The organism is Streptomyces sp. SS7 (assembly GCF_037993025.1).
Taxonomy (GTDB): Bacteria; Actinomycetota; Actinomycetes; order Streptomycetales; family Streptomycetaceae; genus Streptomyces.
Window position 1 is genome coordinate 5,689,080 of sequence record NZ_CP141223.1, and the last position, 24,438, is coordinate 5,713,517.

Sequence of the window (24,438 nt, forward strand, 5' to 3'; positions counted from 1 at the left end):
ATCCCCGCCGATACGGCCGGGGCCCACGCCCCGGCCGTATCCGGCCTTTGCCGAACCGCGTGAGTCGTTTGTCATCGAATGAGAGGGAGAGGGAGAGCGCGTGCTGAACGCCACCCATGAGGAACTGCTGCGCCGCGCCAAGGAACTCGATCCGCCCACGCAGCACCACATCGACGGCAGGAGCGAAGCCGGTGCCGGCGGATCGTTCGCCGTGGTCTCCCCGCGCGACGGTCAGAGCCTGGTCCAGGTGGCCGACGCGAGGGAGGCCGAGGTCGATCTCGCCGTCGCGGCGGCGCGTCGCGCCTTCGACACAGGACCGTGGCCGCACCTGGCGCCCGCCGAGCGCGGCCGGGTCCTGCGGCGGATCGCCGACCTGCTGGAGGAGCGGCGCGAGGAACTGGCGCTGACCGTCAGCCTGGAGATGGGCAAGCCGATCACGGACGCGTACGCCATCGAGCTGCGGGCCGCGATCAACACGTTCCGCTGGTACGGGCAGCTCGCCGACAAGCTCACGGACGAGTCTCCCCATACCGCGCCTGACTCGCTCGCCCTGATCACCCGGGAGCCGGCGGGTGTCGTCGGCGCCGTCGTCCCGTGGAACTTCCCCCTGACGCTGGCCAGCTGGAAGGTGGCCCCGGCGCTCGCCGCCGGCTGCACGGTCGTCCTGAAGCCGTCGGAGAACTCGCCCCTGTCCGCGCTGCTCCTCGGCCGGATCGCCACCGACGCCGGACTGCCGCCCGGTGTCCTCAACGTCGTCACCGGCGACGGGCCGGTGGCCGGGCGGGCCCTCGGGCTGCACCCCGACGTGGACGTGCTGGCGTTCACCGGCTCCACCGCAGTCGGCCGCCACTTCCTGCGCTACGCCGCCGACTCCAACCTCAAGCGCGTCTGGCTTGAGCTGGGCGGCAAGTCACCGAACATCATCCTCCCCGACGCCCCCGACCTGGAGAAGGCCGCCGCCACCGCCGCCTGGGGCATCTTCTTCAACCAGGGCGAGATGTGCACCGCCCCTTCCCGGCTGCTGGTCCACTCCTCCATCGCCGAACAGGTCACGGAGGCCGTCGTGGCGCGGGCGCGCGAGCTGCGGGTGGGCGACCCGCTCGATCCGGCCACCGAGATGGGCGCCCTGGTCGGCGACAGCCACCTCGGCAGGGTCCTGGAACATGTCGCCTCCGGCCTGGACGAGGGCGCCCGACTGCGCGTGGGCGGGGGCCGGACTCTGGCCGAGACCGGCGGCAGCTACCTGCGGCCCACCGTCTTCGACCGGGTCGACCCGGGCATGCGCCTCGCCCGCGAGGAGATCTTCGGGCCGGTGCTCTCCGTGCTGACCTTCGACGACCTGGACGAGGCCGTACGCCTGGCCAACGACACCGAGTACGGTCTCGCCGCCGGCCTGTGGACCTCCGACCTGTCCACCGCGCACAAGGTCTCGCGCGCGCTCAAGGCGGGCACCGTCTGGGTCAACTGCTACGAGGAGGGCGACCTCACCGTGCCCTTCGGCGGCATGAAGCAGTCCGGCAACGGCCGCGACAAGTCCGCGCACGCCATCGAGAAGTACACCGAACTGAAGACCACCTGGATCCAGCTGTGACCCGCACGCACACGCGACCCCTGACACCCGCGCGACCCCTGATCGCGGTTCCGGCCCGGTTCGCCGCCACCACGTCCGCGCTCCGCTACGCCGCAGAGGTCAACGCCCGCGCCTTGATCGAGGCGGTGTGGCGGGCCGGGGGCGAGCCGGTGAGCATCCACCCCGCCGAGCCGGCGGCGGCCGACGTGGCCGATCGGCTCGCCCGCTTCGACGGCGTGCTGCTCCCGGGCGGCGGAGATCTGGCCCCGCACCGCTACGGAGCCGCCGACACCCACGACAGCGTCTATGACGTCGACGACCTCCAGGACGTGTTCGACCTCGAAGTCGCCCGCCGGACCCTGGACCTGGGGCTACCCCTGCTGGCGATCTGCCGCGGGCTGCAGGTGGTGAACGTCGCCCTCGGCGGCAGCCTGGAACAGGACATGGGCGGCGCCGACCGCGAACACCGGCACGTCGTGCACCCGGTCGCGATCCAGCGCGGCACCCTGCTCGAACAGGCCATCGGCGCCGAGAAGACGGAGGCCTCCTGCTACCACCATCAGCGGGTCGACCGCATCGGTGTCGGGCTCAAACCCACCGCGCGGGCCGCCGACGGCACGGTGGAGGGGCTCGAACTGCCAGGACACCCCGGCTGGTTCACGGCGGTGCAATGGCACCCCGAGGACACCGCGGACCAGGATCCGGCCCAACAGGCCCTGTTCGACGCACTGGTGCACGCCGCCCACCACAGACAGTGAACAGGACATGGTGTTCTTCGGCCCCAAGCGACAGGCACCCCGCCTCGCACCCGAACTCGACGACGTCCCGCTGGGCCGGGTGCTGAGAGGCATCGCCGCCGCCCGGGGCCCGGGGCCGCAGGACCTCGCGATCGCCCAGGTGGAACGGCTCCTGCGCGGCACTGGCGAGGACTGGGACCGCCGCTGCCACCGGGTCGGCGTCCTCGCGCAGGCCGCGCCCGCACTGGCCCGGGGCTGGCGCGAACGTCGGCCCCGCGACCCGGACGCCCTGGTGCTGGCCACCTGGGGCGAACTGGCGACCGATCCGCGGGGCGCGCTGGCGCTCTGCCGCGTCGCCGCCGACGCCCGGCCGGCTGATCCGACCCCGTGGGTGGCCGCGTTGGCGGCGCTGCGGCTTCTGGGGCGGCCGAGCTCTGAGCTCTCTCCCGTCTGGCAGGAGATACGCGCGCGTGATCCATGGCACCGGGAGGCGCACCTGCAGATCCTGGGCCACCTCTCCCCGGAGGAGCAGGGCAGCCAGGCCGCGCTGCGGGACTTCCTCGACGATGCCCTCGCGGTCATGCCGTGGGACGCGCCGACGGCCTGCCTGCCGCTGACGGCGGCCGTGCGGCAGTACCACCGCGCAAGGAGCAGCGGGGGGATCGAGGCGCTGGGGGTGAGTCAGTACTGGTCGCAGCCGCACACCGCACGGCTGCTGGACCAGGCCAGAACGCACTGGCTGCGACCCGGCCACCCGCGTCACGCGGCCGCCGTCACGGATCTGGGCACACTCGCCTACGCCCTGGTCAGGGCGGGCCGCGGCGGCGACGCCGGCCCGGTCTTCTCCGCGGTCGGCGGGCTGGTGACGCCTTGGCCGTGGACCTACGAGGGGGACCCGGTGGAGTGCTACACGGACTACTCCGGTCGGGGGTAGACGTGCGTGCGGCTCTCGGCCGCATGGCCGCCGCCGGCGTGCGGGGAGACGGCGGCGGAGAGAGCCCAGCAGGGTGTCCGACGCCCGCGTCCGGAGTCCGAAAGCGATGCCCTGGGGGTCGGTGAGCACGGCGAAGGCCCCCAGGGAGGTGCCGGTACTCGGCACGCGCACCCGTGCACCCGACTCGACGAGGCGGGCGACCTCGGGCCCCAGATCGTCGACGGGGACATAGGGCAACCAGTACGGGGCCACGGACGGCGGCAGAAAGTCGTCCATGCCGAGGATGCCCGCGACGGGGCGCCGGTTCGCGACCAGCAGGCGGTACTCACCCGGACCGTCCACGGGCCCGTCCACCGGACGAAGGCCCAGGGCAGAGCCGTACAGGCGCAGGGCGGCCGGAACGGCCCGGCTGTGGAGGTCCACGAAACCGAGACCGCCCACCGGCTGATCGCCGGGTGAGGTGTCGCCGTCGGACACCGCGAACGCCACACCTTCGCTGTCGGAGAGCACAGCCCAGCGTGTCCGGCCTTCGCGCGGTTCGTCGAGTGCGCTGCCACCGGACCTCAGAACCAGGTGGCGGGTGACATCCGGGTCGCCGACCAGGAAGGCGGGAACCCAGCAGTGCCCGGGGACGCCGGAGCGGTGGTGGGGCCTGATCCAGGCGACGCGCACACCGCATGCGGTCATCCAGGCTTCGTCGCGCCCCCGGTCGAACGCCGCGCGGTAGAAATCGTGGCTCTCGGCGGCGTTCTCGCTGAAGAGGATCACGGGGCCGCCGGCCGTTGCGGGGTTCTGGCTGCTGGTCATCGCCGGCGCTCCAGGTCAGTACGGATTCGGCACCGGCCCGGTGTGCACGCGATGCCCTCGGTCGCGTGCGGTCAGGACGGGCACGGGTCGTCGGGCCCGGGGAGGATCCGCTCGTAGCCGTGGACACGGCTCGGACGTCCCTGGGGGGCGGGCCCGTAGACCGCGAGCATCCGCGCGCACCTGGGAGCCCAGTACGTGCCGACCGCGCCCGCCGGGACCAGGACGAGATCCCCGGCGCTCACATCCGTCGTCTCCCCGTCGCACCGCACGAACAGGTGGCCCTGGAGGACGTAGTGGAGCTCGTCGTGGGGATGCTCGTCGGTCCGGGACTCGCCGCGCAGCTCCCACTCCATGACGGCGAGTCGCTGAGGCCGGCCCGGGGGCGCAGGGGGGATGAAGGCATGGCCGCGAGGGCCCATGCCTCGCCGCGTCAACGGAGTCGCGGGGAACTTCCGTGGAGGCATGATGCCGTCGACTCCGTGGCGTACGGGGATGCGGATCCCGTGGGACGGGGCCGCATCGTCCGCGCGGCGCGGGCCCCGTGCCTTCTCAGCCGCGCTCCGCCGCCTCGACGATGTTGGTCAGCAGCATGGCGCGGGTCATGGGTCCTACTCCGCCGACGGGCGGGGCGAGGGAGCCGGCGACCTGGTCGACGTCCGGGTGGACGTCTCCGAGGACGCCTTCGACGGTCCGGGTGATGCCCACGGACAGGACGGTGGCGCCCGGCTTGATCCAGTCGGGTTTGACCAGGTGGGCCACACCGGCCGCGGCCACGACCACGTCGGCGACGCGAGCATGGGCGGCGATGTCCTGGGTGGCCTCGTGGCACAGGGTCACCGTGGCGTGCTCGGTGCTGCGGGTCAGCATCAGGCCGAGCGGGCGGCCCACGGTGAGCCCGCAGCCGATGACGCAGAACTGCTGTCCGGTGATGGGCACCTGGTTGCGGCGCAGCAGGTCGATGATGCCGCGCGGGGTGCAGGGCAGCGGCCCGGGCATGCCCAGTACGAGCCGGCCCAGGTTGGCGGGGTGAAGTCCGTCGGCGTCCTTGGCGGGGTCGATGAGCTCCAGCACGGCGTGGGTGTCGATGTGGGCCGGCAGCGGCAGCTGGACGATGAAGCCGGTGCACGCAGGGTCGGCGTTGAGCCTCCGCACGGCGTCCTCGACCTCGGCCTGCGTCGCTGTGCCGGGCAGCTCCACCCGGATCGAGGCGATGCCGACCTGGGCGCAGTCGCGGTGCTTGCCGCCGACGTAGGAGTGGCTGGCGGGGTCGTCGCCGACGAGGATGGTGCCCAGGCCGGGAGCGACGCCCCGGCGCTTGAGCACCTCCACCCGCTCGGCGAGTTCACGTTTGGTCTCGGCTGCCGCGGCCTTCCCGTCGAGCAGCGTGGCGGTGGTCATGTCGTACGAGCCTCTCGATGCGGTCGTCAGGCGAAGACGACGGTGCGGGAGCCGGTGAGGACGACGCGGTCCTCCGCGTGCAGCCGGACCGCCCGGGCCAGCACGATCCGCTCGACGTCCCGGCCGATCGCGACCAGTTCGGGCGCGGTGTGGCGATGACCGACGCGCACGACGTCCTGCTCGATGATCGGGCCCTCGTCGAGGTCGGCGGTGACGAAGTGGGCGGTGGCGCCGATGAGTTTGACGCCCCGGTCGTGGGCCTGGTGGTAGGGCTTGGCGCCCTTGAAGCCCGGCAGGAACGAGTGGTGGATGTTGATGACCCTCCCGGACAGCTTGCGGCACAGGTTGTCGGAGAGGACCTGCATGTAGCGGGCGAGCACCACGAAGTCGACCTGGTGCTCGGCCACCAGGCGCAGCAGTTCGGCCTCCGCCTCGGGCTTGGTGTCGCGGGTGACGGGAAGGTGGACGAAGGGGATGCCGTACCGCTGCGCGACCGGTTCGAGGTCGGGGTGGTTGGAGACGATCAGCGGGATGTCGACGGGCAGTTCCCCCAGGTCCCAGCGGTAGAGCAGGTCGACCAGGCAGTGGTCGAACTTCGACACCATCAGCAGTGCCCGGCGGCGCTGCTCCTCGGGCCGGACGGTCAGGACGGGGTCGAAGCGGGCCAGCCGCAGCGTGAGCTCGTCCCGCAGGCGCTCGGTGCCGGCCTCGGACGTCTCCAGGCTCACACGGATGGTGAAGACACCGGTGCCGGGATCGGAGAACTGGGCGCTCTCCAGAATGTTGCCATGGGCCTCCGCGACGCCCGCGGCGAGCGCGTGGACGATGCCCGGCTGGTCGGGGCAGCGGAGCGTGAGAACGTAGCGTTGCACTGTAGGGATCTCCGTCGGGTCAGGCCCGCACGCGGGCGCGCTCGGGGTCGTACACGGGGGTGGGCCGGACGGTGGCGTCGGCCTTGGAGCCGTCGGCGGCGACGGCGGTGAGCGCGGTGCCGGACTTCACGGCGTCGCGGTGGACCCGGGCCAGGCCGAGGGTGGCGCCGTCGAGGACGGGGGAGGGCAGCGCCATCGTCACGTAGCCGATGTCCCGGCCGTCCAGTTCCAGCCGGGCGCCCTCGGCGGCCTCCGGCGCGGCGTCGACGACGACGCTGACGACACGACCGGTGGCGCTGTCCTTCTTGGCCAGCAGCGCGTCCCGGCCCTGGAAGGGGCCCTTGTCGAAGTCGAGCGCCCAGCCCATCCGGCACTCGAACGGGGTGACGGTGTGGTCGTACTCCAGCTCCCCCATGATCATTCCGGCTTCGGTGCGGCAGGTCAGCAGGGCGATGGCGCCGAAGGCCCTGATCCCGAGGTCCGCACCCGCTTCGAAGACCGCGTCCCACAGCGCGAGCGCCTGCTCCCGCGGGACCTGGATCTCGTAGCCGAGCTCGGCGGTGAAGCCCAGACGGCTCACCTGGGCCGGTATGCCCGCGATGAGGGCGTCGCGCAGGAAGGTGTAGTAGGGGAACGCGGCGTTGGACACGTCGACGTGGGTGAGGCGCTGGAGCACGTCCCGGCTGCGCGGGCCCTGCAGGGTGAGCACGGCGGACGCGTCGCGGCGTTCGGTGACCGTGGTCCCGGCGGGGGCGTGGGCGGTCAGCGACTGCTGGGTGGCCGGGTTGCCGCCGGTGACGACGACGTGGTCGGGCGCGAGGACGGCCACGGTCACGTCGTCCAACATCATCCCGTCGGCGTCGACCACGACCCCGTAGGCGATGCGTCCGGCGCCCAGACCCTTGACGCTGCGCGAGAAGACGGCGTCGACGGCGGCGACCGCAGCCTCACCCTCGACATGCCACTTGTAGAGCATCGAGTACTCCGAGGCCCCGACGGCGGTCCGGATGGCCAGGTACTCCTCGACCGGGTCGCTGATGGCCAGCGGTACGGCGTTGCCGTAGATGTCGATCCACTCCTCGACTCGGTCCGCGTAGCGGGGAGCGAACGGGGTGGTGGTCAGTCCTTCGGGGATGGCCATGGGGACTCCAGCGGAGAGAGGAGAAGACGTGCGCTGCAGCGAGAATCTATCCATCTGGATAACTTGTCAATAGGATAGATTGAGTCGAAGGGGAAGAGCGGACAGAGGGAGGGCGAGTGACTGCCGAGGTGGAGGCGGACGGTGAGACCGGCCAGGAGGCCCGGCCCGGTTACGGCGAAGGGCGAGGGGCGCTCCTGGCCGCGGCGGTGAGGGTGGTGGGCCGGGGCGGCCTGCGGAAACTGACCTACCGTGCTGTCGCCGCCGAAGCCGGTGTCACGCACGGACTGGTCGCCCACCACTTCGGTTCGCGCGACACGCTGCTCGAGGAGGCGCTGCGGTGGTGTGTCACACGCAGCATCGAGACGTCGTCGCTGGTGCCTGCCAGCGGAAGGCTGGAGGACTTCGCCGCGACCCTGGCCGAGTTCATCGCGGCCGACCCCGACGTCCAGGCCTTCCAGTACGAGCTGAAGCTCGAAGCCAGCCGGCGGCCGGAGCTGCGCCACCACGTCGACCTGCTCTACGACGCGTACCGCGATGCCGTGCGCGAGGCACTGGCCTGCTTCGACGTGTCGCAGGAGATGACGGAGATCGTGTTCGCGGCCCTGGACGGCCTGGTGTTCCACCAGGTCACGTCCGGCGCACCGGACCGCACCGAGGAGAGCATCGACGCCTTGCGCCGGCTCCTCGCGGCTCACCGCGTGCGGGCATCACCGAAGGCGACCGGCGTACATTGAATGGGCCGAAGCTCTCCTGCACCAACCTCAGGAGCGGCGATGACGAGCATGTTCAAAGGGCGTGACCAGCAGGTCCGGCCGCGCGGTACGACGTCCTCGACCATACCTGCGCCCGTCGGCGCGACCGCGGTGCTGGACCAGCATCTGCGGTTCACCGGCTGGAGCAGGGAAGCCGAGGAACTGTTCGGACGGGCGTCCATGGAAGTCCTCGGCCGGTCCGCCGACGCCGTCCTGGCCGATGCCGAGACGGGAGCCGGCGTCTCAGTCGCCGCCGGCGGTGGCGGTGCGGCGTGGTCGCTCGGCCCTCGGCCGGTCCGCCGCGGTGACGGCCGCCCGGTGTCCGTGTCCCTGTCCCTCATCCCGCTCGCCCTGGGGACGGACGCGACGGGCTGGCTGCTGACGGCCATGGATGCCGAGCTGGCGCACCGGGAGGCCGTCCGCCGGGCCCTGCTAGACGGACTCGACCGGGAAGCGCCCGTTCAGCTGGTGGTCTACGACACGGACGCCCGGGTGCACTGGATCAACGCCGCGATCGAGAAGCAGTTCGGAACCCCGCTCGAGGACGCTGCCGACAGGTTCGTGAAGGACATCCTGCCGCAGGGCGAGGTGCTGGCGGAGGGCGACGGGACGGTCACGAGCGTCGAGGAGATCGTCCAGCGCGTGGCCCGCACCGGCGCACCCGTGGTCGACGTCCGTTACCGCAGCGCCACCCTCCTGGACCCCCATCACGAACGCGTCTGGTCGTGTTCCTACTTCCGGCTCCAGGACGGGGAAGGCCGTCCGGTCGGAGTCTGTGAGGCGGCCCTCGACATCACCGACCGCTATGTGGCGCGCCGGCGTCTCGCCTTGCTCAGCCGGGCGAGCGGCACTATCGGAAGAACCCTGGACATCCGGCGCACGGCCGGAGAGCTGGCGGAACTCGCGGTTCCCGAGTTCGCCGATGCCGTCACCGTGGATGTCTTCGAACCTGTCCTGAGCGGGCAGGAACCACAGCACTTCGGCACTCGTCCCACCCTGTGCCGGGTGACTCACCGCACCGATCACGCCGCGGCCAAGGACACCGCGTACGACGCGCTGGACGCCGTCCGCCTGCGGTGCCTGGCCGAGAACACGTCGGTCACCGACGCGGCCGCCCGTGCGCTCGCCCTTCCGCTCAAGGCCCGTGGTGCCACCCTGGGCGTGGTGGCCTTCGCACGCTCCCGACACGCTGACCCCTTCGAGCAGGAGGAGGTCCAGCTCGCGGAAGAGCTCGTCTCCCGCACCGCGGTCTGCCTGGACAACGCCCGCCGTTACACCCGGGAACACGCGACCGCGCTCATGCTCCAGCGTGATCTTCTCCCTCGTACCCTGCCCCAGCAGCCGGGCGTGGAGGTCGCCCATCGCTATCTGCCCGCGGCAGGTCCCGCCGGCGTCGGAGGGGACTGGTACGACGTCATCCCCCTCTCCGGGGCACGTGTGGGGCTGGTGGTGGGCGATGTGGCCGGACACGGCACGGGCGCGGCAGCCACCATGGGCCGGGTGCGCACCACCGTCGCGGCGCTCGCGGCGCTCGACCTCGCGCCGGACGAACTGCTCGCCCGGCTCGACGACCTGGTGGCGCGGACCGGTGCCCCGGCTTCCGGGCCCGCCGAGGCCGAGGACCAGGCACTGGGCGTCACCTGCCTGTACGCGATCTACGATCCCGTCTCCCGGCACTGCGTCATGGCGCGGGCGGGCCATCTGCCACCCGTACTGGTCACCCCCGACGGACACGCCGAGCTGGTGGACCTTCCCGCCGGACCACCCCTCGGTCTGGGCGGCCTGCCGTTCGAATGCGCCGACATCGAGCTGTCGGAAGGCGCCATGCTCGCTCTCTACACCGACGGACTCGTCGAAGACCGTCAGACGGACATCGACGCAGGAGTCCGCGCTCTCTGCGCCGCGCTCGCCGGACCCGCGGACGACGGACTGGACAGGACATGCGACCGGGTCGTCACCAGACTCCTGCCCCAGGCCCCCGAGGACGACGCCGCACTGCTGCTGCTCCGAGTCCACGCCCTGGCCGAGAGCCTGGTGGCGACGTGGGACGTGGCCCCCGACCCCGGAGAAGTGGCAAGAGCGCGGTCGCTGGCCTGCGATCAGCTCGCCACGTGGGGAGTCGACGAAGCCGCGTCGTTCGTCGTCGAGCTCGTCGTCAGCGAGCTGGTCACCAACGCGATCCGCTATGGCGGCGCTCCGGTGTGTCTACGGCTCATCCAGGAGCGTGGCCTCATCGTCGAGGTCTCGGACGGCGGCCACACCTCGCCCCACCTGCGGCGGGCCGCTATGGAGGACGAGGGCGGCCGAGGTCTGTTCCTGGTCGCACAGCTGACCCGAAGCTGGGGAACGCGGTACACGTCGAGAGGCAAGACCATCTGGACCGAGGTGCCGCTGTCGCCGGCCAAGCTGCTGGCGACCTTCGTCGGCGAGCAATTCGAGCTGTAGCGATGCGGCGTCCTCGTCCGGGATCTCGTCGGGGCCGGTCGCGGCTCAGGCCTTGCGGCGACCGCTGCGGCGTGGTGCGGGGGCGGCACCGCCCAACAGATCCCGGCGGCGCTCCTCGCCCTTCTCCTCCACCTGCAGCACCACCCGGCGCAGTCCGGCGGCGACGGTCCGGCAGTCAGCGTCGCTGAGCTGCCCGGTGACGAAGGCTTCCTCCTCGTTGAACGCCGGAAAGACGCGCTGCATCAGCTTCTCGCCGTCGTCGGTCAGGCTCAGGAGCACCAGCCTGCCGTCGGTGGGATGGTTTGCTCGCCGCACGAGCCCTCGTCTCTCCAGCGTCCGGGCAACCCCTGTGAGCGTGCCCTTGGAAATCCCGGCCTCTTCGGCCACGTGCCGCGTCTCCGACTCGCCCCAGATCCAGACGACCCAGAGCACCACGAAGGCGGTCCAGGTCAGATCGACGCCGCGCAACACGGAGTTCTCCAGGTGCTGCCGTACCGCTGAGGCGGCGCGATAGATGTTGGCGACGACGGCCATCTGGTCATGCCGGACGCGACCGCCGAGCTTGGCCTCTGCCAGCTTCTCGGCTTCGGTGATGGATCGTTGGCCGGGCACGGGCACGCTCCTTCGGGCCGCCTGCGGAGGCGTGGGACATCAGAATTGTTCGGGCCCAAATCATGAGGTGCTCGGCCTCATGTGGCCGATCCCTCCGGGCTCGGGCACCGTCTGCTCGCACCCCACGCGGACTGCTTCCTCCGGCTTCGGACCTGCTGCGGATCTGCTGCGGATCTGCTGCGGATTTGCTGCAACCCCGGCCCACCCCCTTGCCGAGAGGCCAGCCACGCGGTGCGGACTTCGATACAGCCGACCTTTGTTGGCCTACGGTCGACGCTGTCCTCAACGATCTGGCGGCGAGCGGCCCCTGTTCTTCCGGATTCCGCTCGGCGTGAAGCCGGCTGCCGTCGACGACGGTCACGCACCTCCGACAGGGCCTGTCCAGCCGTTCAGAGAAGCAAGCGGCGAGCAGTCGGCTGGTCGTCTCGGCAGTACTACGCCGGCTTCCGCCCCGTACCCACCTCCTGCGGTGCACCTGATCGCTCCAGGAAGACGCGTCTACCGGTGGCTTGTCCAGGGTGCCGACGGCGGATCGTCTGGAACCGGTGACGGTCATCAGGGTGGCGAGTGGAAGGCAGACGACGGCCGGGTACTGGCGGGGGCAGCCGCGGCTGGCCGGCTCCTGGTGTTTCCTACTTGTCCACCAGCGACATGTGGTGCTCGTTGTAGCGGTCTCCCCGGACGCCGACGCGTCCTGCGAGTGCGTCGAGGTCCGACAGTTCGTCGGCGGAGAGCGGAACACGCGTGGCGCCGATGTTCTCCCCGACGCGGGCGGTGCGCCGGGTTCCGGGGATCGGCACGATCGACGGATGCCGGGCGAGCAGCCAGGCGAGGGCCACCTGTCCCGGTGTGGCGGCCTTGGCCTGCGCGAGCGTGGTGACGTGTGCGACGAGTGCCTGGTTCGCCGCCCGGTTCTCGGCGGTGAACCGCGGGATGGTGGTGCGGACGTCGTCGGCTGCGAACGGTGTCGAGGCGTCCACAGCCCCGGTGAGGAACCCCTTGCCGAGTGGGCTGAAGGGCACGAATCCGATACCGAGCGCGGTGCACGTCGGCAGGACCTCCGGCTCGGGGTCCCGGGTCCACAGCGAGTACTCGCTCTGCACCGCCGTCACCGGGTGGACGGCGTGGGCGCGCCGGATGGTCCGCGCACTGGCCTCCGAGAGCCCGAAGCAGCGGACCTTGCCCTCCCGCACGAGTTCGCCGACCGTGCCCGCGACGTCCTCGATGGGCACCTCCGGGTCGACGCGATGCTGGTAGAACAGGTCGAGCCGCTCGACTCGCAGGCGTGTGAGGGAGGCGTCCGCGACGGAGCGGATCTGCTCGGGCCGGCTGTTCAGCCCGACGGCCGCACCGTCCTCGATGCGGAATCCGAACTTGGTGGCGATGACCACCTGGTCGCGCACCGGGGCCAGGGCCTCTCCGACGAGCTCCTCGTTGCCGTAGGGGCCGTACACCTCCGCGGTGTCGAAGAACGTGACGCCCAGATCCACGGCGTCACGGAGCACGGCGATCATGTCGTTCCGGTCGCCGGGGTTGGGGCCGTAACTCTGGGACATGCCCATGGCGCCGAGGCCGACGGCGGAGACGCGTAGCTCGCGTCCGAGGGTGCGCATGTGCATTTTTCCTCCCTGGGGATGTGTCACCGTGGCGGAACGTTCGGGAACAGGCGCGTGGCGTTGGCCGCGGTGAGCGAGCGCCATGTGGCGCCTTCGGCCGGTGGGGCGGCCGCGTCGATCGCGGCGATGTGGGCGTCGGCAAGGGGCGGCGGCGTCCAGCAGTAGTCGCTGCCGAAGAGCACACGGTCGGGGTCGACGAGCTTCAGCAGTGCGGGAACCTGGCGCGGGAAGGCCGTACCCGCGATGTCGTAGTACAGGGCGCGCAGTTGCTCGACGGCGTCGCGCCGGGGCGCCTCCTGCGACGGGACGAAGAGGTGCATGAACTCGTTGATGCGGTCGGCCAGGACCGGGATCGCGCCGCCGCAGTGCGGGACGATCACCCGCAGGTTCGGGTGGCGGGTCAGGACGCCCGCCATCACCAGGTCCGTGACGGTGCGCGCCGTGTCGAAGACGTACTCGACCATCGGACGCGGCCTGCCGAGAGCCGACTGCTCCCAACACGCGGGTGAGGTGGGGTGCAGGAAGACCACGGCCCCCCTGCGGTCCAGCTCCGCGAAGACCGGTTCGAGGCGTTCGTCGCCCAGGTAGACGCCGTGGGTGTGGGTCAGCAGAGCCACGCCGTCGGCGCCCAGTTCGTCGAAGGCGAAGGCGATCTCCTCCAGCGCGCCGTCCACGTCCGGCAGCGGAAGCGAGACGAAGGTCCCGAAGCGGCCGCGATGGTCGCGCGCCAGTTCGGCGCTGTACTCGTTGACGCGCCGGGCGAGGAGGCGGGCCGCCTCGTCGTCACCGAAGTGGACGCCGGGAGAGGACAGGGAGAGCATCGCGGTCCCGATGCCGTTGCGGTCCATGAGATCCAGGTGATCGCGCACGGACCACGACGGCCAGCCACCCATGCCGTCGGGACGGGCGTGGCCCGCCGCGGTCGCCTGTTCGACGTAGAAGCCGGGCAGGTGGTGGGCGTGGACGTCGATGAGACCGGAGGTCATGGCGGCGGGCTTCCTTCTCGCGGGCGGGGACGTGGACGCCAGGTGGTGGCTTCCGGTGGTTGCTTCCGGCGGTGGCCACCGGTGGTTGCTACCGGGGGTTGCTTTCGCTACTCCACCTGCTCGCCTCCGGCCAGCCGGACCTCTTCCGCATCCAGGGCCGCCTGGAGCCGGCGGAGCACGGTGTCGTCGATCTGCGCCTCGTCCCTCAGACGGACGACCGTGGCGCGCTTCGTGGCGATGAGGGCGAGGCGGAGGTCCGTGTAGTGGCGGTTGTGGAGCAGGGCGGGATCGTCGTCCGTGCCCGCGCCCCGCGCTCGTACGGTCGCCAGATGGGCCTCGTACTCCTGCCGCAGCCACTCCATGACCTTGGGGGTGGCGCCCAGTCGCGCCGCGAGCCCGGGCAGTGCCTTGATGGCCTCCTCGGTGGCCGTGGTCTCGGCGAGGATCTGCTCCTCGTCGACGGAGGTGTCGCGGGGCAGCCGGGCCCAGCGCACCACGCCCGGCAGCAGCAGCCCCTGCACCACGAGGGTCACCACGATGACGCCGGAGGTGACGAAGACGATGAAGGCGCGGTCCGGGAAAGGTGCTCCCGAGTCGAGGGTCTCGGGCACCGACAGGGCCACGGCCAGCGAGACCGCGCCCCGAAAGCCCGCCAGCCCGCTGACCACTCGGGCCCGGTCGCTCATTCTCCGCAGCCGCTGCTCGGGACGCCGGTCGACAGCGCGGATCAGGTAGGCGGAGGAGAACAGGAACGCGAACCGGACCGCGACCAGGACCACGCCGACCAGTCCGATCGCGATCAGGGCGTCCCTGAGGTCGGATCGGCTCAAGTGGCGCAGCGCGTACTGGAGTTCCACTCCCACCAGGACGAACAGGGCGCCGTTGATGATGAACGTGGCCAGCGGCCAGAAGGCCAGTGCCTGGCGACGGTGCTCGGCCCGGATGAGGCTGGGCGCCACCTGGGCCATGATCAGGCCGCTCACCACGACCGCGAGGACGCCGGAGGCGTGGATGAACTCGGCCAGCAGATACGCCGTGAACGGCGCGAGGATCATGACGAGGTTGCCGAGCAGGGGATCGTCCAGCCGGCGGCGCAGGTTCATGTTGACCCAGGCGACCGCCACGCCCACCGCGGCCCCACCGCCGTACGCCAGCAGGAACAGCGCGCCCACGTGAGGGACGGTGAGGTGCTCCTCGCCGACGGTCAGGCCGACCGCCAGCCCGAAGATGACCAGCGCGGTACCGTCGTTGACGAGACTCTCCGCACGCAGGACCGTGATCTGACGGCGCGGCAGGGAACCCGCCAGGGCGCTCACCGCGGTGGCGTCGGTCGGTGCCACGGCGGCGCCCAGGGCCCATGCCGGTCCCCACGGCAGCCCCAGCGCGTGGCCCGCGACCGCCACCGCCCCCGCGGTGAGGATCACCAGCACGGTGCTGAGCAGGACGATGCCGCGCAGGTTCGTCCGGATCTCCCGCATCGACGTGGTCAGGCTCTCCCAGTACAGCAGGACGGGAAGGAAGAGCAACAGCACGACTTCGGGCGGGAGTTGTGTCTGGCGGACGGCCGGGACGAGGCCGATGAGGGCGCCCAGGGCCAGCAGCACGACAGGCGGTGCGACGCGGAAGCGCTGTCCCAGGAAGTTTCCCGCGAGCACCGCCGCCCCCAGGACGACGACGAGTTCGAGACCGAGCATGACACTTACTCCGGTGCGGGGCCGGCCGGCGGTGACGGCTCAGCGAGTTCGACGGGGATCTTCCTGGTCATCCGGGCAGCAGCCGCAGCGTCGTGGCACGCGCGGCCACCATGGGATTGACGTACGCGCCGCCGAAACGGCCGTACTTGCTCCGGTACGCCGCGTCCATGCGGTCGTTGGTTCCCGGGTCGGGTACGGCGGCGAAGGTGACGTCCTTGTCGACCCCGCCCGAGCGGACGTGGCCCGCGCGGGTCGCGACGGCGGTGCGCGACCAGTCGCCGCGCTCCCCTCGGAAGGAGCGGATGTACAGATCGTCGCCGTCGCGGACGACCCAGATCGGTACCGGAGGGCGCAGGGTGCCGTCACGCCGGAGCGGGGCCATCTCCAGTTCGTCGGCCTCGGCGATGCGGGCGAGTTCGTCGTCTGTCCGGTCGGTCATGGGAGTCACGATCACGGCCTGTCCAGTCGGTCAGGGGGCACGATCACGGACGAAGCAGCGTCTTGACGGCGCGGCGCTCGTCCATGGCCCTGTAACCCTCGGCGGCTTGGTCCAGGGGCAGGGTGAGGTCGAAGACCTTGCCCGGGTCGATACGGCCGTCGAGGACGCGGTCGATCAGGTCGGGGAGGTAGGCGCGTACCGGGGCGGGACCGCCGCGCAGGCCGACGTGGGAGAAGAAGAGTTCCTGACCGTCGATCTGCGTACCGTGAGGGAAGCCGACGAAGCCGACGTTGCCGCCCGGACGCGCGGACTGCAGGCCCTGGTGCATCGACTCCTGCGTGCCGACGCACTCGAGGACCGAGTCGGCGCCGACTCCGTCCGTCAGCTCCTTGACGCGGGCGACGCCTTCCTCGCCCCGCTCCGTGACGATGTCGGTGGCGCCGAACTCCAGGGCCAGCTTCTGCCGGGTCTCGTGGCGGCTCATGGCGATGATCCGTTCGGCGCCCAGTTCCTTCGCGGCGATGACGCCGGACAGGCCGACCGCGCCGTCACCGACGACCACGGCCGTCGAACCGGGCCGGACCTCGGCCGCCCGGGCGGCGTACCAGCCGGTGCCCATGACGTCGGACAGGGTCAGCAGGCTCGGGATCAGTTCCTCGTCCGGCTGCTCCGGGGTGGCGACCAGCGTGCCGTCGGCGAGGGGGACGCGGAGGTACTCGGCCTGGGCACCGTTGACCCACTGCGCGTGCCGGCAGGAGGTCTGGTAGCCGGCCCGGCAGTTGGGGCAGGTGTTGTCGGAGGCGACGAAGGAACCGATGACGAACTGTCCCGGCCTGACGGTCGAGACCTCGCTGCCGACCTCCTCGACGACGCCGACGTACTCGTGGCCGATCGGCTGCGGCCCGGCGACCGGCAGGACGCCCCGGTAGCTCCACAGGTCGGAGCCGCACACGCAGGCGGCGACGGTGCGGACGACCGCGTCCGTCGGCGCCTCGATCCTCGGCTCCGGGGCGTTCTCCACCCGGATGTCGCCCGGCGCGTGGATGATGGTTGCTCGCATGGTGTCTTCCTGGCTCTCGTGGTGGTGGCGTGACCGTCAGGGGCGGGCGCGGCGGGCGTGTCCCTCAGGCGTCGGCCTGCTCCGCCTTCTCCACGACGGGGAGGCCGGAGCGGTGACGGTGACGAGGCCGCGGTCGCCCTGCGTGGATTCGAGTAGGGGGATTGTGCGGGTCACCGGTGAAATCCCGGATTCCCGGTCGCTCGTCATCCCGGTATTCCGCCACGGCACCGACTTTGTCACTTCCCCGAGGGCCCACAAAGGGGAGAATTCCATCCGGGGATCTGCGTATCCAGGGGAGAAAACCTTACCCCCCTCGCGGCGGCCGGATGATGCCACACTGGCGTCATGACCGGCAACCCGCAACCGAACGAACTAGGGGAATTCCTCAAGGCGCGGAGGGCCGAGTTGAACCCGCGCACCGTCGGTCTGCCCGACACCGGCGGCCGACGGGTGCCCGGCCTGCGCAGGGAAGAGGTCGCCCTGCTCGCCGCCATCAGCACCGACTACTACACACGGCTGGAACAGGGACGCATTCAGCCGTCCGCGTCAGTGCTGGCCACGCTCGCCCATGTCCTGCACCTGTCCGATCGCCAGCGTGACCACGTGTTCGAGCTGGTGGGCCGGCCGCGGGCACGACACCGCCGGCCGGCCGCGCAGAAGGCGCACCCGCAGCTGTGCCGCGTGCTCGACGATCTCACCGCGAGTCCCGGCGTGGTGATCGGCCGCCGTATGGACATCCTGGCGTGGAATCCGCTCGCCGTCGCCCTGTTCACCGATTTCGCGAAGGTGCCGGAAAGCAGGCGTAATTACGTCCGCATTCTGTTCACCGATCCCGCCATGCGGACGCTCTGCACGGACTGGCGGGGCGTCGCCCGTGACTGCGTCTCCCAGCTGCGCAGGGAGGCCGCCGAACACCCCGAGGATCCGCAGTTGATCAGTCTGGTCGGCGAACTCTCCGTGGAGGACAGGGACTTCGGCCGGTGGTGGGGGAGCAGTCGCGCGCCGTCACGAAGGCAGGGCGTCAAGCGGTTCCACCACCCTCTCGTGGGCGAACTCGTCCTGGACCGGGACACCCTCATCTGCGCCGGTGATCCCGACCAGGAACTCGTCGTCTGGACGGCGGAGCCGGGCAGTCCGTCGTATCGAGGACTGCAAGCCCTCGCCTCGCGAGCCGTCGGCCGGCCCGGCGGGCTCACGGCTGGTCGGGCCACCTGATACGGCGCTTCCGTCGAGGGCAGAGGATAGACCTGGGAGGAAATTCTCCCCCTCACAATTCGGCTCAATACTGTGACACTCGTGCTATGTGCACCGAAGGTGATGTGACGGAACTGGGAGAATTCCTCAAGGCGTGCCGGACCCGACTCGGCCCGCGTACCGTCGGTCTGCCCGAGTCCGGGACGCCCCGGCGCGTGCCCGGGCTGCGCCGTGAGGAGGTCGCCCAACTCGTGGGGATCAGCACCCACTCCTACGCGCGGCTGGAACAGGGACGGGCCGCCGTGCCGAGGACGGTGCTCGTCACGCTCGCCCGCGTCCTGCACCTCGACGACGCCCAGCGCGACCACCTGTTCGAGCTGGCAGCGGGAGCCGCCCGCGGACCGCGCCGTCGGCCGGCGCAGAAGGCCCACCCGCAGCTCAGACGCCTTCTGAACGAGCTGTCCACGAGCCCCGCGCTCGTCATCGGCCGGCACCTGGACATCCTCGCCTGGAACCCGCTGGCAGCCGCTGTGCTCACCGACTTCGGCACCGTCCCCGCGAAGAAGCGCAACTACGCGCGGCTGATGTTCACCGACCCCGCCTTCCGGGAGCTCTGCCTCGACTGGAGGACCAACGCCAGGACCTGCGTGACGCATCTGCGCCTGGAGGCCGCCCGGTACCCCGGCGACCCCGGGCTTGCCGCGCTCGTCGGCGAGTTGTCGGTCGCCGACGCCGACTTCCGGCAGTGGTGGGCAGGCCGCCAGATGAACGGCCTGCGGACGGGCACGAAGCGGCTGCGCCACCCTCTCGTCGGTGATCTCACCCTGGACTGGGACAGCCTGACCTGCACCGCCGATCCCGCGCAGAAACTGCTGATCGCCACCGCCGACCCCGGGACCCCGTCCCACGACGGGCTTCTGCTGTTGGCGTCGTGGACCGCGGATCCGAATCAGCCCGCGGGCGATGCGGCGGCCTGAGGCCTCTCGGGTCCGGTCGGGTCAGGGTGCGCCTGATCCGAGCCACGCGCGTCCGAGCCACGCGCGAGGGAATGGACCTGCTCCTCACCGACTCGGGACGCGAGGCTGCGGCAAGGCTCTCGGCCGCCCGCCAGGACTCCTTCGCCGAGCTGCTCGGTGACGTGGGGACCCGACCGGCCGAAGGGAGCTGGTCGAACTGGTCAAACTGGTCGACGAGTTGACGGGTCCGATCTCGTCCAGGGCCTCCCGGAGCACCGGCAGCGACACCTGGCAGTACTCGGCCGGCTGTCCGGCGCGGTCACCGAGCCGCGCAGCCCGTCCTCCCTGAGGAGCCGGGCCGGCGCGAAGGCGAGCAGGACGAGGCGTCGAGGGCGGTCGTCCCGGCGACAGGAGCCCATCGCCATCGTCTCGATGAGCTGCCGCCGCACGTGCCCCGCCTCAGCACGCCAGAACTCAACGCCAGAACTCAACGTCAGGACCAGAGCGGGTCAGGACTCAGAACGTCAGCACCAACCGGCCGCGCACACCGCCCGCCGCGAGGAGCCGGTGTGCCTCGGTGGCCTGTTCGGCCGCGAACGTGCGGGCGACCCGGAGGGTGATCTCGCCGTCTTCCACCTGCTGCCGCAGCCGGTCGAGCTCGGCCCGCTCCCGGGCGTAGCGGAACACGACGATCGGCTGGTAGACGATGCCTCGTTCACCGGGACCGTCATAGCCCAGCAGCGTGACCACCCGCCCCCCGTCACGCACCGCACGGGCGGTGAGCGCACCCACAGCGAGGCGCCGTCGAGGAGTCCGTCGACGCCTTCCGGGACCTCCGCGCGGACCCGGTCCGGGTATGCGGCGCCGCGACGCAGGACGATGTCGGCGCCGAGCTCCTTGACCAGGGCCTCGTCCTGCTCCGACGCGTCGGCCACCACCCGCAGCCCGTCCGCCTTGGCCAGCTGGACGGCGTAACCGCCCACCGCACCGGCCGCTCCGGTGATCGCCACGGTCTGCCCGGCCTCCAGGCCGAGCGTGTCCAGCGCCAGACGGGCGGTGAGACCGTTCATCGGCAGGGTCGCGGCCTGGACGTCGCTCGCTCCGCGGGGTGCGCGCACCACGGACTCCGCCGGGACCACGACGTGCTCTGCGTAGGCGCCGTGGGAGCCGTCGGCGACCACGATCGCCATCACGTGGTCGCCGACGCTCAGGTCCGTGTCCGTCCCCGGGCCGATCCGGTCCACGACGCCGGCGGCCTCCATGCCGGGAACGGACGGCGGACGGACGCCGGGGGAGCGGGCGGGGCCGCTGCGCCGGAGGGCGTCGACCGGGTTGACGGTCGCGGCGCGCACCCGGATGCGTACCTCTCCCGGACCGGCATCCGGGGCGGGCAGCTCGAGAACCTGGAGCACCTCGGGCCCACCGAATTCCGTGAAACCGACAGCCTTCATGCGTAGCACCTCGTTGTCTGACAGGGGTCGTCGAGGTGTTCGACTTTTCCGTCCCGCGTACGCCCGGAAAAGGGGAGGAATCCTGGCGGGGATACGGCCACAGGGGGGACGCGTCCTTCCCCCCCCCATGCGTGACAGCGTTCAGGTCGTCGCGTCGGATGCGGACGCCGTCGGCTTCTGGTCGGCGGCCCAGGAGGCGAGGAGGCGCAGCCCGTCGTGGGAGGCGGTGCCGGGCTCGGCGTTCCACACGATGATGTGCTGGTCGGGGTCCGTGCCGCAGGTCAGCGTGTTCCAGTCGAGGGTCAGCTCGCCCACCACCGGGTGCCGCAGCTTCTTGACGCCCTTGCCCCGCATCGCGACGTCGTGTGCGGTCCACCACTGCCGGAACTGCGCGTCACGGGCGGAGAGTTCCTCGACCAGCGCGGTGAGCGGCTGGTCGTCGGGGTAGCGCGCGCTCTCCATGCGCAGTTGGGCGATGGCCAGCCGGGTCACCTCCTCCCAGTCGACGTACAGCTCGCGCATCCAGGGCTCGGTGAACAGCAGCCGGACGAACACCCGCTCCGGCTCGGGGTAACGCCCGAAGTCGGTCCACAGGGCGGCGGCGAGCCGGTTCCAGCCGAGGATGTCGGTGCACCGGCCGATGACGAAGGCAGGGGAGGCGCTGAGGTCGTCCAGCATGCGCTGCAGCTGCGGGTCCACCTGCTGGCGCTCGCGGTACGCGGACGGGCGCACCCTCTCCTTCGCCGCGAGGTCGAAGAGATAGGCCCGCTGGTCGTCGTTCAGTCGCAACACCTGGGCGATCTCGTCGAGCAGGGGAGCCGATGCCTGGAGCCGGCCCTGTTCGATCCGGGTGTAGTACTCGGTGCTGATCGCGGCGAGGAGCGCCACCTCCTCACGGCGCAGCCCCTTCACACGCCGCCGTGGCCCGCCGCGGAGACCGACATCGGAGGGGGTGAGCTCAGCACGACGCGCCTTGAGGAACTCGCCCAGATCGTTCAGATGAGGGTTGCGGTTCATGACCTTCAGCCTGGCACAGACGCGGCATCTTGTGGGGGGTACGGATTCCTCCCCTGCCTGATCGGCCGGTGTGCGGCGACGGCCGGTGGCCCGGTGCGCGATCACGCGCCGGGCCACCGGCGGAGGCGTTGCCGGGATCGTCAGCCCAGCGCCTTGATCAGCTCCTGGGCGAGGGGGACGGCCGAGTACGGGTTCTGGCCGGTGTACAGGGTGCGGTCGACCTGGACGTGCGGGGTGAACGGGTCGGCCTCGCGGTAGTCGGCCTTGAGTTCGCCCACGAGGCGGTCCTGCAGCAGCCACTTCGCGCGGTCCGCGAGACCGTTCTGCTTCTCCTCGGCGTTGGACAGCCCGGTCAGACGGTAGCCGGTGAACGGGGACGTGCCGTCGGGGCCGATGGTGGCCAGCAGGGCCGCGGGGCCGTGGCAGACCAGGGAGACCGGCTTGCCGGAGGCGAGCCAGTCGGTGAGCAGCCTGCCGGAGGCGGCGTCGTCGGGCAGGTCCTCCATGGGACCCCAGCCGCCGGGGTAGAAGACGGCCACGTAGTCGTCGATCTCCACGTCCTCGATGCGCATCGGGTGCGCCAGCTCGGTGGCCTCCCGCAGTGCGGTGCGCATGCGCTCGGCGCCTTCCTCGCCTCCGTTGAACTCCGCGGTGAGGCTGAGCGCGTCCGCGGTCGGCGGCACACCGCCGGGGGTCGCCGCCGCGATCTCGTGTCCGGCCTCCTTGAAGACCCGGTAGGGGCCGAGGGCCTCCTCGGCCCAGAAACCGGCCGGCTGGCGGGTTCCGTCGGCCAGCGTCCAGTGGTCGGACGCGGTGATCACGAAGAGGATCTTCGCCATGGGGGAGCTCCTGAGAGAGGGGAAGGTCTGAGCTGGGAAGGCCTGAGCTGGGAGGGCCTGAGCGGGGAGGGTCAGCCCTTGAGGGCTTCCTGGAGGACGTGGCTGTCCGCGATCTGCCGCATGCGTACGGCCCGGCCGTCGCGGATCGTCCACAGATGCAGGAACCGCACATCGGCGGTGTTCCCGGTCTTCGTCACGGCGTGGTAGTGGCCGTAGACGAAGACATGGCCCTCGTCGTCCGCGAAGAACTCCTCGGGCGCCGCGCCGAAGGACTCGTAGTCCGGCATGGTCTTGCCGAAGAAGTCCGTGGCCACGCTGTCCCAGCCGTGGTAGACGCCGCTGTTCGGGAAGCCTGGGGTGATGTCCCAGACGAAGTCCGCAGCCATCACCTCCTTCGTGACCTCGGGTGCCATGCGGGACTCGTAGACCCGGCGGATGAGGGCGAGGCTCGGGGAATCGGACATGGCGTACTCCTTGCGGGGGGTGGGTGGAGCGGAAAGAGGGTCCTGGGATCAGGCGGCGAGGGCGGCCGGCCCGGCGCGGAAGATCGCGGCCTGCCGCGCGAAGCGCGCGCCGAGGTGCTCCGCGGTGGCGATGCCCGAGGGGTGCACGGCCTCGGGACCGGCGTCGGTCGGGCTCTGCGCGCCGGCACCCAGGAAGAAGCCCAGCTGGTTGATGTCGTCCTCGCTGCCCTGGGCGGAGTCCCATCCGGGCAGCGGACCCAGGCTGATCCAGTGTGCCCACTGCTCGTCGGTGATGATGTCGACGGAGATCGGGACGACCTCACATATATGTCTTCGGCGGGACTAGAGGGCGGCGAAGAATTTCACCATTTTGGTGAGCGCCTGATCCATGTACTCGGGCACGTCGTACATGGCGATGTGGGTCGCGCCGTCGACGACGAACAGTTCCTTCGGGCCGTTGGAAAGCTCGTACGCCTGGTCGCTGAACACCTTTGTGTCCGCCTTGCTCCCGGCGATGAGAAGCAGCGGCTGGGTCAGCAGTTGGGGAATCTGGTCGAACGCCGAGAAGGCGTACATTTTGTCCATGCTGGTCAGCAGGAAACGGCCCTTGGAACGGGGATGCCGACCACGCGGAGTCCGGTAGTAGTCGTATCCCTCGCGCAGGAGGTCCGGCGTGTTGTCGTCGATCTCCTCCAGCGTCTCCGGGACGAACGGGGCGTAGGCCGGTGCCGCTCCCCTCGCCTCCGCCGTGCGCTGCTGGGCGACCATCTCCAGTGTCTTGATCTGCTCGGCCACCGGGGACAGACGGCCCAGGAAGCCCCGGGAACCCTCGCCCATCGGGGCCGCGCTGACGGTGGCCACCGCCTTGAAGCGGCGCTCGGTCTGCGCCACGCTGATCGCGTAACCGCCGCCGGCGCAGATACCGTAGACGCCCATCCGCTCGGTGTCGACGTACGGGAGAGTGGTGAGGAAGTCCGCCGCGCAGCGGGCGTCCTCGACCCTGACCGTCGGGTCTTCCAGGAGGCGCGGTTCGCCGCCGCTTTCTCCCTGATAGGAGGAGTCGTAGACCACGGTGACGAATCCGTGGGCGGCCAGCCGCCGCGCGTACTGGCCGATGGTCTGTTCCTTCACACCGCCCGCCGGGTGAATTCCGACCAGAGCCGGGTACGTCTTCTTCTCGTCGAAGTCGTCGGGTAGATGAAGGTGTCCCGCTATTTCTATTTCTTTGTTTCGGAATGAAACGGACTCGACCATGGTGCCTGTCCCCTTCTCGCCCCTGTTCCGCCGATTGGCGGTCCGCACACCATGATTCGCCGGTGGCGAGGTGGTGTCCACTCGCGATGGGGGGAAGAAAACGTCCCCTGGATATGAATTACCGGGTAGTGGAGTCCCTGCTCATTCAGTGGTCCGACAGTCGGCGTTCCGGCCTGAGCGAGCCCGGGCTCGGGCGGGCG

23 protein-coding genes and 1 pseudogene are annotated in these 24,438 nt (G+C 70.9%); 8 read left to right on the forward strand and 16 right to left on the reverse strand.

The genetic code is table 11. From position 1 onward, the window contains the following. The first annotated feature begins 100 nt into the window (after positions 1-100). Genes U5640_RS26410 through U5640_RS26420 form a run of 3 tightly spaced genes read left to right on the forward strand, consistent with a single transcriptional unit; the run spans position 101 to position 3,241 of the window. Entirely contained in the window at positions 101-1,591 is a 1,491-nt protein-coding gene (locus U5640_RS26410; RefSeq protein ID WP_340378218.1) for an aldehyde dehydrogenase, read from the forward strand. Beyond that, positions 1,588-2,328, forward strand: coding sequence for a gamma-glutamyl-gamma-aminobutyrate hydrolase family protein (locus tag U5640_RS26415; protein ID WP_340378219.1), 741 nt, complete (start codon positions 1,588-1,590; stop codon positions 2,326-2,328). The genes U5640_RS26410 and U5640_RS26415 overlap by 4 nt, the downstream gene beginning before the upstream one ends. A gap of 7 nt (positions 2,329-2,335) precedes the next feature. Further along, a complete protein-coding gene (locus tag U5640_RS26420) occupies positions 2,336-3,241 on the forward strand; it encodes a hypothetical protein (protein ID WP_340378220.1) in 906 nt (301 codons plus the stop codon). Between the two features lie 878 nt (positions 3,242-4,119). Here the strand turns inward: U5640_RS26420 and U5640_RS26425 are convergent. The 4 genes from U5640_RS26425 to U5640_RS26440 all read right to left on the reverse strand — a co-directional run bounded on the left by U5640_RS26425 (position 4,120) and on the right by U5640_RS26440 (position 7,459). Further along, the gene (locus U5640_RS26425; RefSeq protein WP_340378221.1) at positions 4,120-4,401 is read right to left on the reverse strand and encodes a cupin domain-containing protein; all 282 of its coding nucleotides are present in this window, start codon (positions 4,399-4,401) and stop codon (positions 4,120-4,122) included. 196 nt (positions 4,402-4,597) lie between these two features. Then, entirely contained in the window at positions 4,598-5,446 is an 849-nt protein-coding gene (locus tag U5640_RS26430) for a bifunctional methylenetetrahydrofolate dehydrogenase/methenyltetrahydrofolate cyclohydrolase (RefSeq protein ID WP_340378222.1), read from the reverse strand. Between the two features lie 26 nt (positions 5,447-5,472). Beyond that, positions 5,473-6,318 carry a formyltetrahydrofolate deformylase gene (purU, locus tag U5640_RS26435; protein WP_340378223.1) on the reverse strand — a complete coding sequence of 282 codons (846 nt, stop codon included), beginning with the start codon at positions 6,316-6,318 and terminating at the stop codon, positions 5,473-5,475. Positions 6,319-6,337: 19 nt separating this feature from the next. After that, positions 6,338-7,459, reverse strand: coding sequence for an aminomethyltransferase family protein (locus tag U5640_RS26440; protein ID WP_340378224.1), 1,122 nt, complete (start codon positions 7,457-7,459; stop codon positions 6,338-6,340). A 116-nt stretch (positions 7,460-7,575) separates the two neighbouring features. Between U5640_RS26440 and U5640_RS26445 the strand changes: the two genes are divergently transcribed. After that, positions 7,576-8,193: a TetR family transcriptional regulator gene (locus U5640_RS26445; protein ID WP_340378225.1), complete on the forward strand. Its 618-nt coding sequence runs from the start codon at positions 7,576-7,578 to the stop codon at positions 8,191-8,193. Positions 8,194-8,232: 39 nt separating this feature from the next. Continuing rightward, positions 8,233-10,656, forward strand: a complete 2,424-nt coding sequence (locus U5640_RS26450) for a SpoIIE family protein phosphatase (protein WP_340378226.1) — start codon at positions 8,233-8,235, stop codon at positions 10,654-10,656. A 45-nt stretch (positions 10,657-10,701) separates the two neighbouring features. On the opposite strand, the gene U5640_RS26455 is transcribed toward U5640_RS26450, so the two are convergent. From U5640_RS26455 to U5640_RS26480, 6 genes are all read right to left on the reverse strand, one after another. Beyond that, on the reverse strand, positions 10,702-11,268 hold the full coding sequence (locus U5640_RS26455; RefSeq protein ID WP_340378227.1) for a MarR family transcriptional regulator: 567 nt from the start codon (positions 11,266-11,268) through the stop codon (positions 10,702-10,704). 632 nt (positions 11,269-11,900) lie between these two features. Beyond that, positions 11,901-12,887 (reverse strand): aldo/keto reductase, encoded by a 987-nt coding sequence (locus tag U5640_RS26460; protein ID WP_340378228.1) that lies wholly within the window; start codon positions 12,885-12,887, stop codon positions 11,901-11,903. Between the two features lie 20 nt (positions 12,888-12,907). Beyond that, on the reverse strand, positions 12,908-13,870 hold the full coding sequence (locus U5640_RS26465) for an amidohydrolase family protein (RefSeq protein ID WP_340378229.1): 963 nt from the start codon (positions 13,868-13,870) through the stop codon (positions 12,908-12,910). Between the two features lie 107 nt (positions 13,871-13,977). Next, a complete protein-coding gene (locus U5640_RS26470; protein WP_340378230.1) occupies positions 13,978-15,564 on the reverse strand; it encodes a Na+/H+ antiporter in 1,587 nt (528 codons plus the stop codon). Between the two features lie 67 nt (positions 15,565-15,631). Then, positions 15,632-16,003, reverse strand: a complete 372-nt coding sequence (locus tag U5640_RS26475; protein WP_340378231.1) for a DUF2255 family protein — start codon at positions 16,001-16,003, stop codon at positions 15,632-15,634. Between the two features lie 43 nt (positions 16,004-16,046). Then, positions 16,047-17,063, reverse strand: coding sequence for a zinc-dependent alcohol dehydrogenase family protein (locus U5640_RS26480; protein ID WP_340378232.1), 1,017 nt, complete (start codon positions 17,061-17,063; stop codon positions 16,047-16,049). Positions 17,064-17,408: 345 nt separating this feature from the next. Between U5640_RS26480 and U5640_RS26485 the strand changes: the two genes are divergently transcribed. The 3 genes from U5640_RS26485 (at position 17,409) to U5640_RS26495 (ending at position 19,455) form a co-directional block, all read left to right on the forward strand. Then, the gene (locus tag U5640_RS26485; protein WP_340378233.1) at positions 17,409-18,278 is read left to right on the forward strand and encodes a helix-turn-helix domain-containing protein; all 870 of its coding nucleotides are present in this window, start codon (positions 17,409-17,411) and stop codon (positions 18,276-18,278) included. A gap of 86 nt (positions 18,279-18,364) precedes the next feature. Then, positions 18,365-19,234, forward strand: a complete 870-nt coding sequence (locus U5640_RS26490; RefSeq protein ID WP_340378234.1) for a helix-turn-helix transcriptional regulator — start codon at positions 18,365-18,367, stop codon at positions 19,232-19,234. A 71-nt stretch (positions 19,235-19,305) separates the two neighbouring features. Next, on the forward strand, positions 19,306-19,455 hold the full coding sequence (locus U5640_RS26495) for a hypothetical protein (RefSeq protein ID WP_340378235.1): 150 nt from the start codon (positions 19,306-19,308) through the stop codon (positions 19,453-19,455). Between the two features lie 274 nt (positions 19,456-19,729). Here U5640_RS26495 and U5640_RS26500 read toward each other — a convergent pair whose 3' ends face one another. The 6 genes and pseudogenes from U5640_RS26500 to U5640_RS26525 form a co-directional block, all read right to left on the reverse strand. Continuing rightward, a complete protein-coding gene (locus U5640_RS26500; RefSeq protein ID WP_340378236.1) occupies positions 19,730-20,005 on the reverse strand; it encodes a zinc-binding dehydrogenase in 276 nt (91 codons plus the stop codon). A 71-nt stretch (positions 20,006-20,076) separates the two neighbouring features. Then, a pseudogene (locus U5640_RS26505) lies at positions 20,077-20,793 on the reverse strand (NADP-dependent oxidoreductase); the annotation flags it as partial. A gap of 12 nt (positions 20,794-20,805) precedes the next feature. Beyond that, entirely contained in the window at positions 20,806-21,681 is an 876-nt protein-coding gene (locus tag U5640_RS26510; protein WP_340378237.1) for a helix-turn-helix transcriptional regulator, read from the reverse strand. 140 nt (positions 21,682-21,821) lie between these two features. After that, positions 21,822-22,520: a type 1 glutamine amidotransferase domain-containing protein gene (locus U5640_RS26515; RefSeq protein ID WP_340378238.1), complete on the reverse strand. Its 699-nt coding sequence runs from the start codon at positions 22,518-22,520 to the stop codon at positions 21,822-21,824. Between the two features lie 71 nt (positions 22,521-22,591). Next, on the reverse strand, positions 22,592-22,984 hold the full coding sequence (locus U5640_RS26520; RefSeq protein ID WP_340378239.1) for a nuclear transport factor 2 family protein: 393 nt from the start codon (positions 22,982-22,984) through the stop codon (positions 22,592-22,594). A gap of 342 nt (positions 22,985-23,326) precedes the next feature. Next, positions 23,327-24,238: an alpha/beta hydrolase gene (locus U5640_RS26525; protein WP_340378240.1), complete on the reverse strand. Its 912-nt coding sequence runs from the start codon at positions 24,236-24,238 to the stop codon at positions 23,327-23,329. Positions 24,239-24,438 lie beyond the last annotated feature (200 nt).

Coding starts and splice junctions, on each gene's coding strand:
- U5640_RS26460 (WP_340378228.1), bottom strand. CDS start 12,887: ATGCACATGCGCACCCTCGGACGCGAGCTACGCGTCTCCGCCGTCGGC.
- U5640_RS26525 (WP_340378240.1), bottom strand. CDS start 24,238: ATGGTCGAGTCCGTTTCATTCCGAAACAAAGAAATAGAAATAGCGGGA.
- U5640_RS26520 (WP_340378239.1), bottom strand. CDS start 22,984: ATGTCCGATTCCCCGAGCCTCGCCCTCATCCGCCGGGTCTACGAGTCC.
- U5640_RS26480 (WP_340378232.1), bottom strand. CDS start 17,063: ATGCGAGCAACCATCATCCACGCGCCGGGCGACATCCGGGTGGAGAAC.
- U5640_RS26510 (WP_340378237.1), bottom strand. CDS start 21,681: ATGAACCGCAACCCTCATCTGAACGATCTGGGCGAGTTCCTCAAGGCG.
- U5640_RS26475 (WP_340378231.1), bottom strand. CDS start 16,003: ATGACCGACCGGACAGACGACGAACTCGCCCGCATCGCCGAGGCCGAC.
- U5640_RS26515 (WP_340378238.1), bottom strand. CDS start 22,520: ATGGCGAAGATCCTCTTCGTGATCACCGCGTCCGACCACTGGACGCTG.
- U5640_RS26430 (WP_340378222.1), bottom strand. CDS start 5,446: ATGACCACCGCCACGCTGCTCGACGGGAAGGCCGCGGCAGCCGAGACC.
- U5640_RS26425 (WP_340378221.1), bottom strand. CDS start 4,401: ATGGAGTGGGAGCTGCGCGGCGAGTCCCGGACCGACGAGCATCCCCAC.
- U5640_RS26490 (WP_340378234.1), top strand. CDS start 18,365: ATGTGCACCGAAGGTGATGTGACGGAACTGGGAGAATTCCTCAAGGCG.
- U5640_RS26495 (WP_340378235.1), top strand. CDS start 19,306: ATGGACCTGCTCCTCACCGACTCGGGACGCGAGGCTGCGGCAAGGCTC.
- U5640_RS26440 (WP_340378224.1), bottom strand. CDS start 7,459: ATGGCCATCCCCGAAGGACTGACCACCACCCCGTTCGCTCCCCGCTAC.
- U5640_RS26420 (WP_340378220.1), top strand. CDS start 2,336: ATGGTGTTCTTCGGCCCCAAGCGACAGGCACCCCGCCTCGCACCCGAA.
- U5640_RS26470 (WP_340378230.1), bottom strand. CDS start 15,564: ATGCTCGGTCTCGAACTCGTCGTCGTCCTGGGGGCGGCGGTGCTCGCG.
- U5640_RS26450 (WP_340378226.1), top strand. CDS start 8,233: ATGACGAGCATGTTCAAAGGGCGTGACCAGCAGGTCCGGCCGCGCGGT.
- U5640_RS26465 (WP_340378229.1), bottom strand. CDS start 13,870: ATGACCTCCGGTCTCATCGACGTCCACGCCCACCACCTGCCCGGCTTC.
- U5640_RS26485 (WP_340378233.1), top strand. CDS start 17,409: ATGACCGGCAACCCGCAACCGAACGAACTAGGGGAATTCCTCAAGGCG.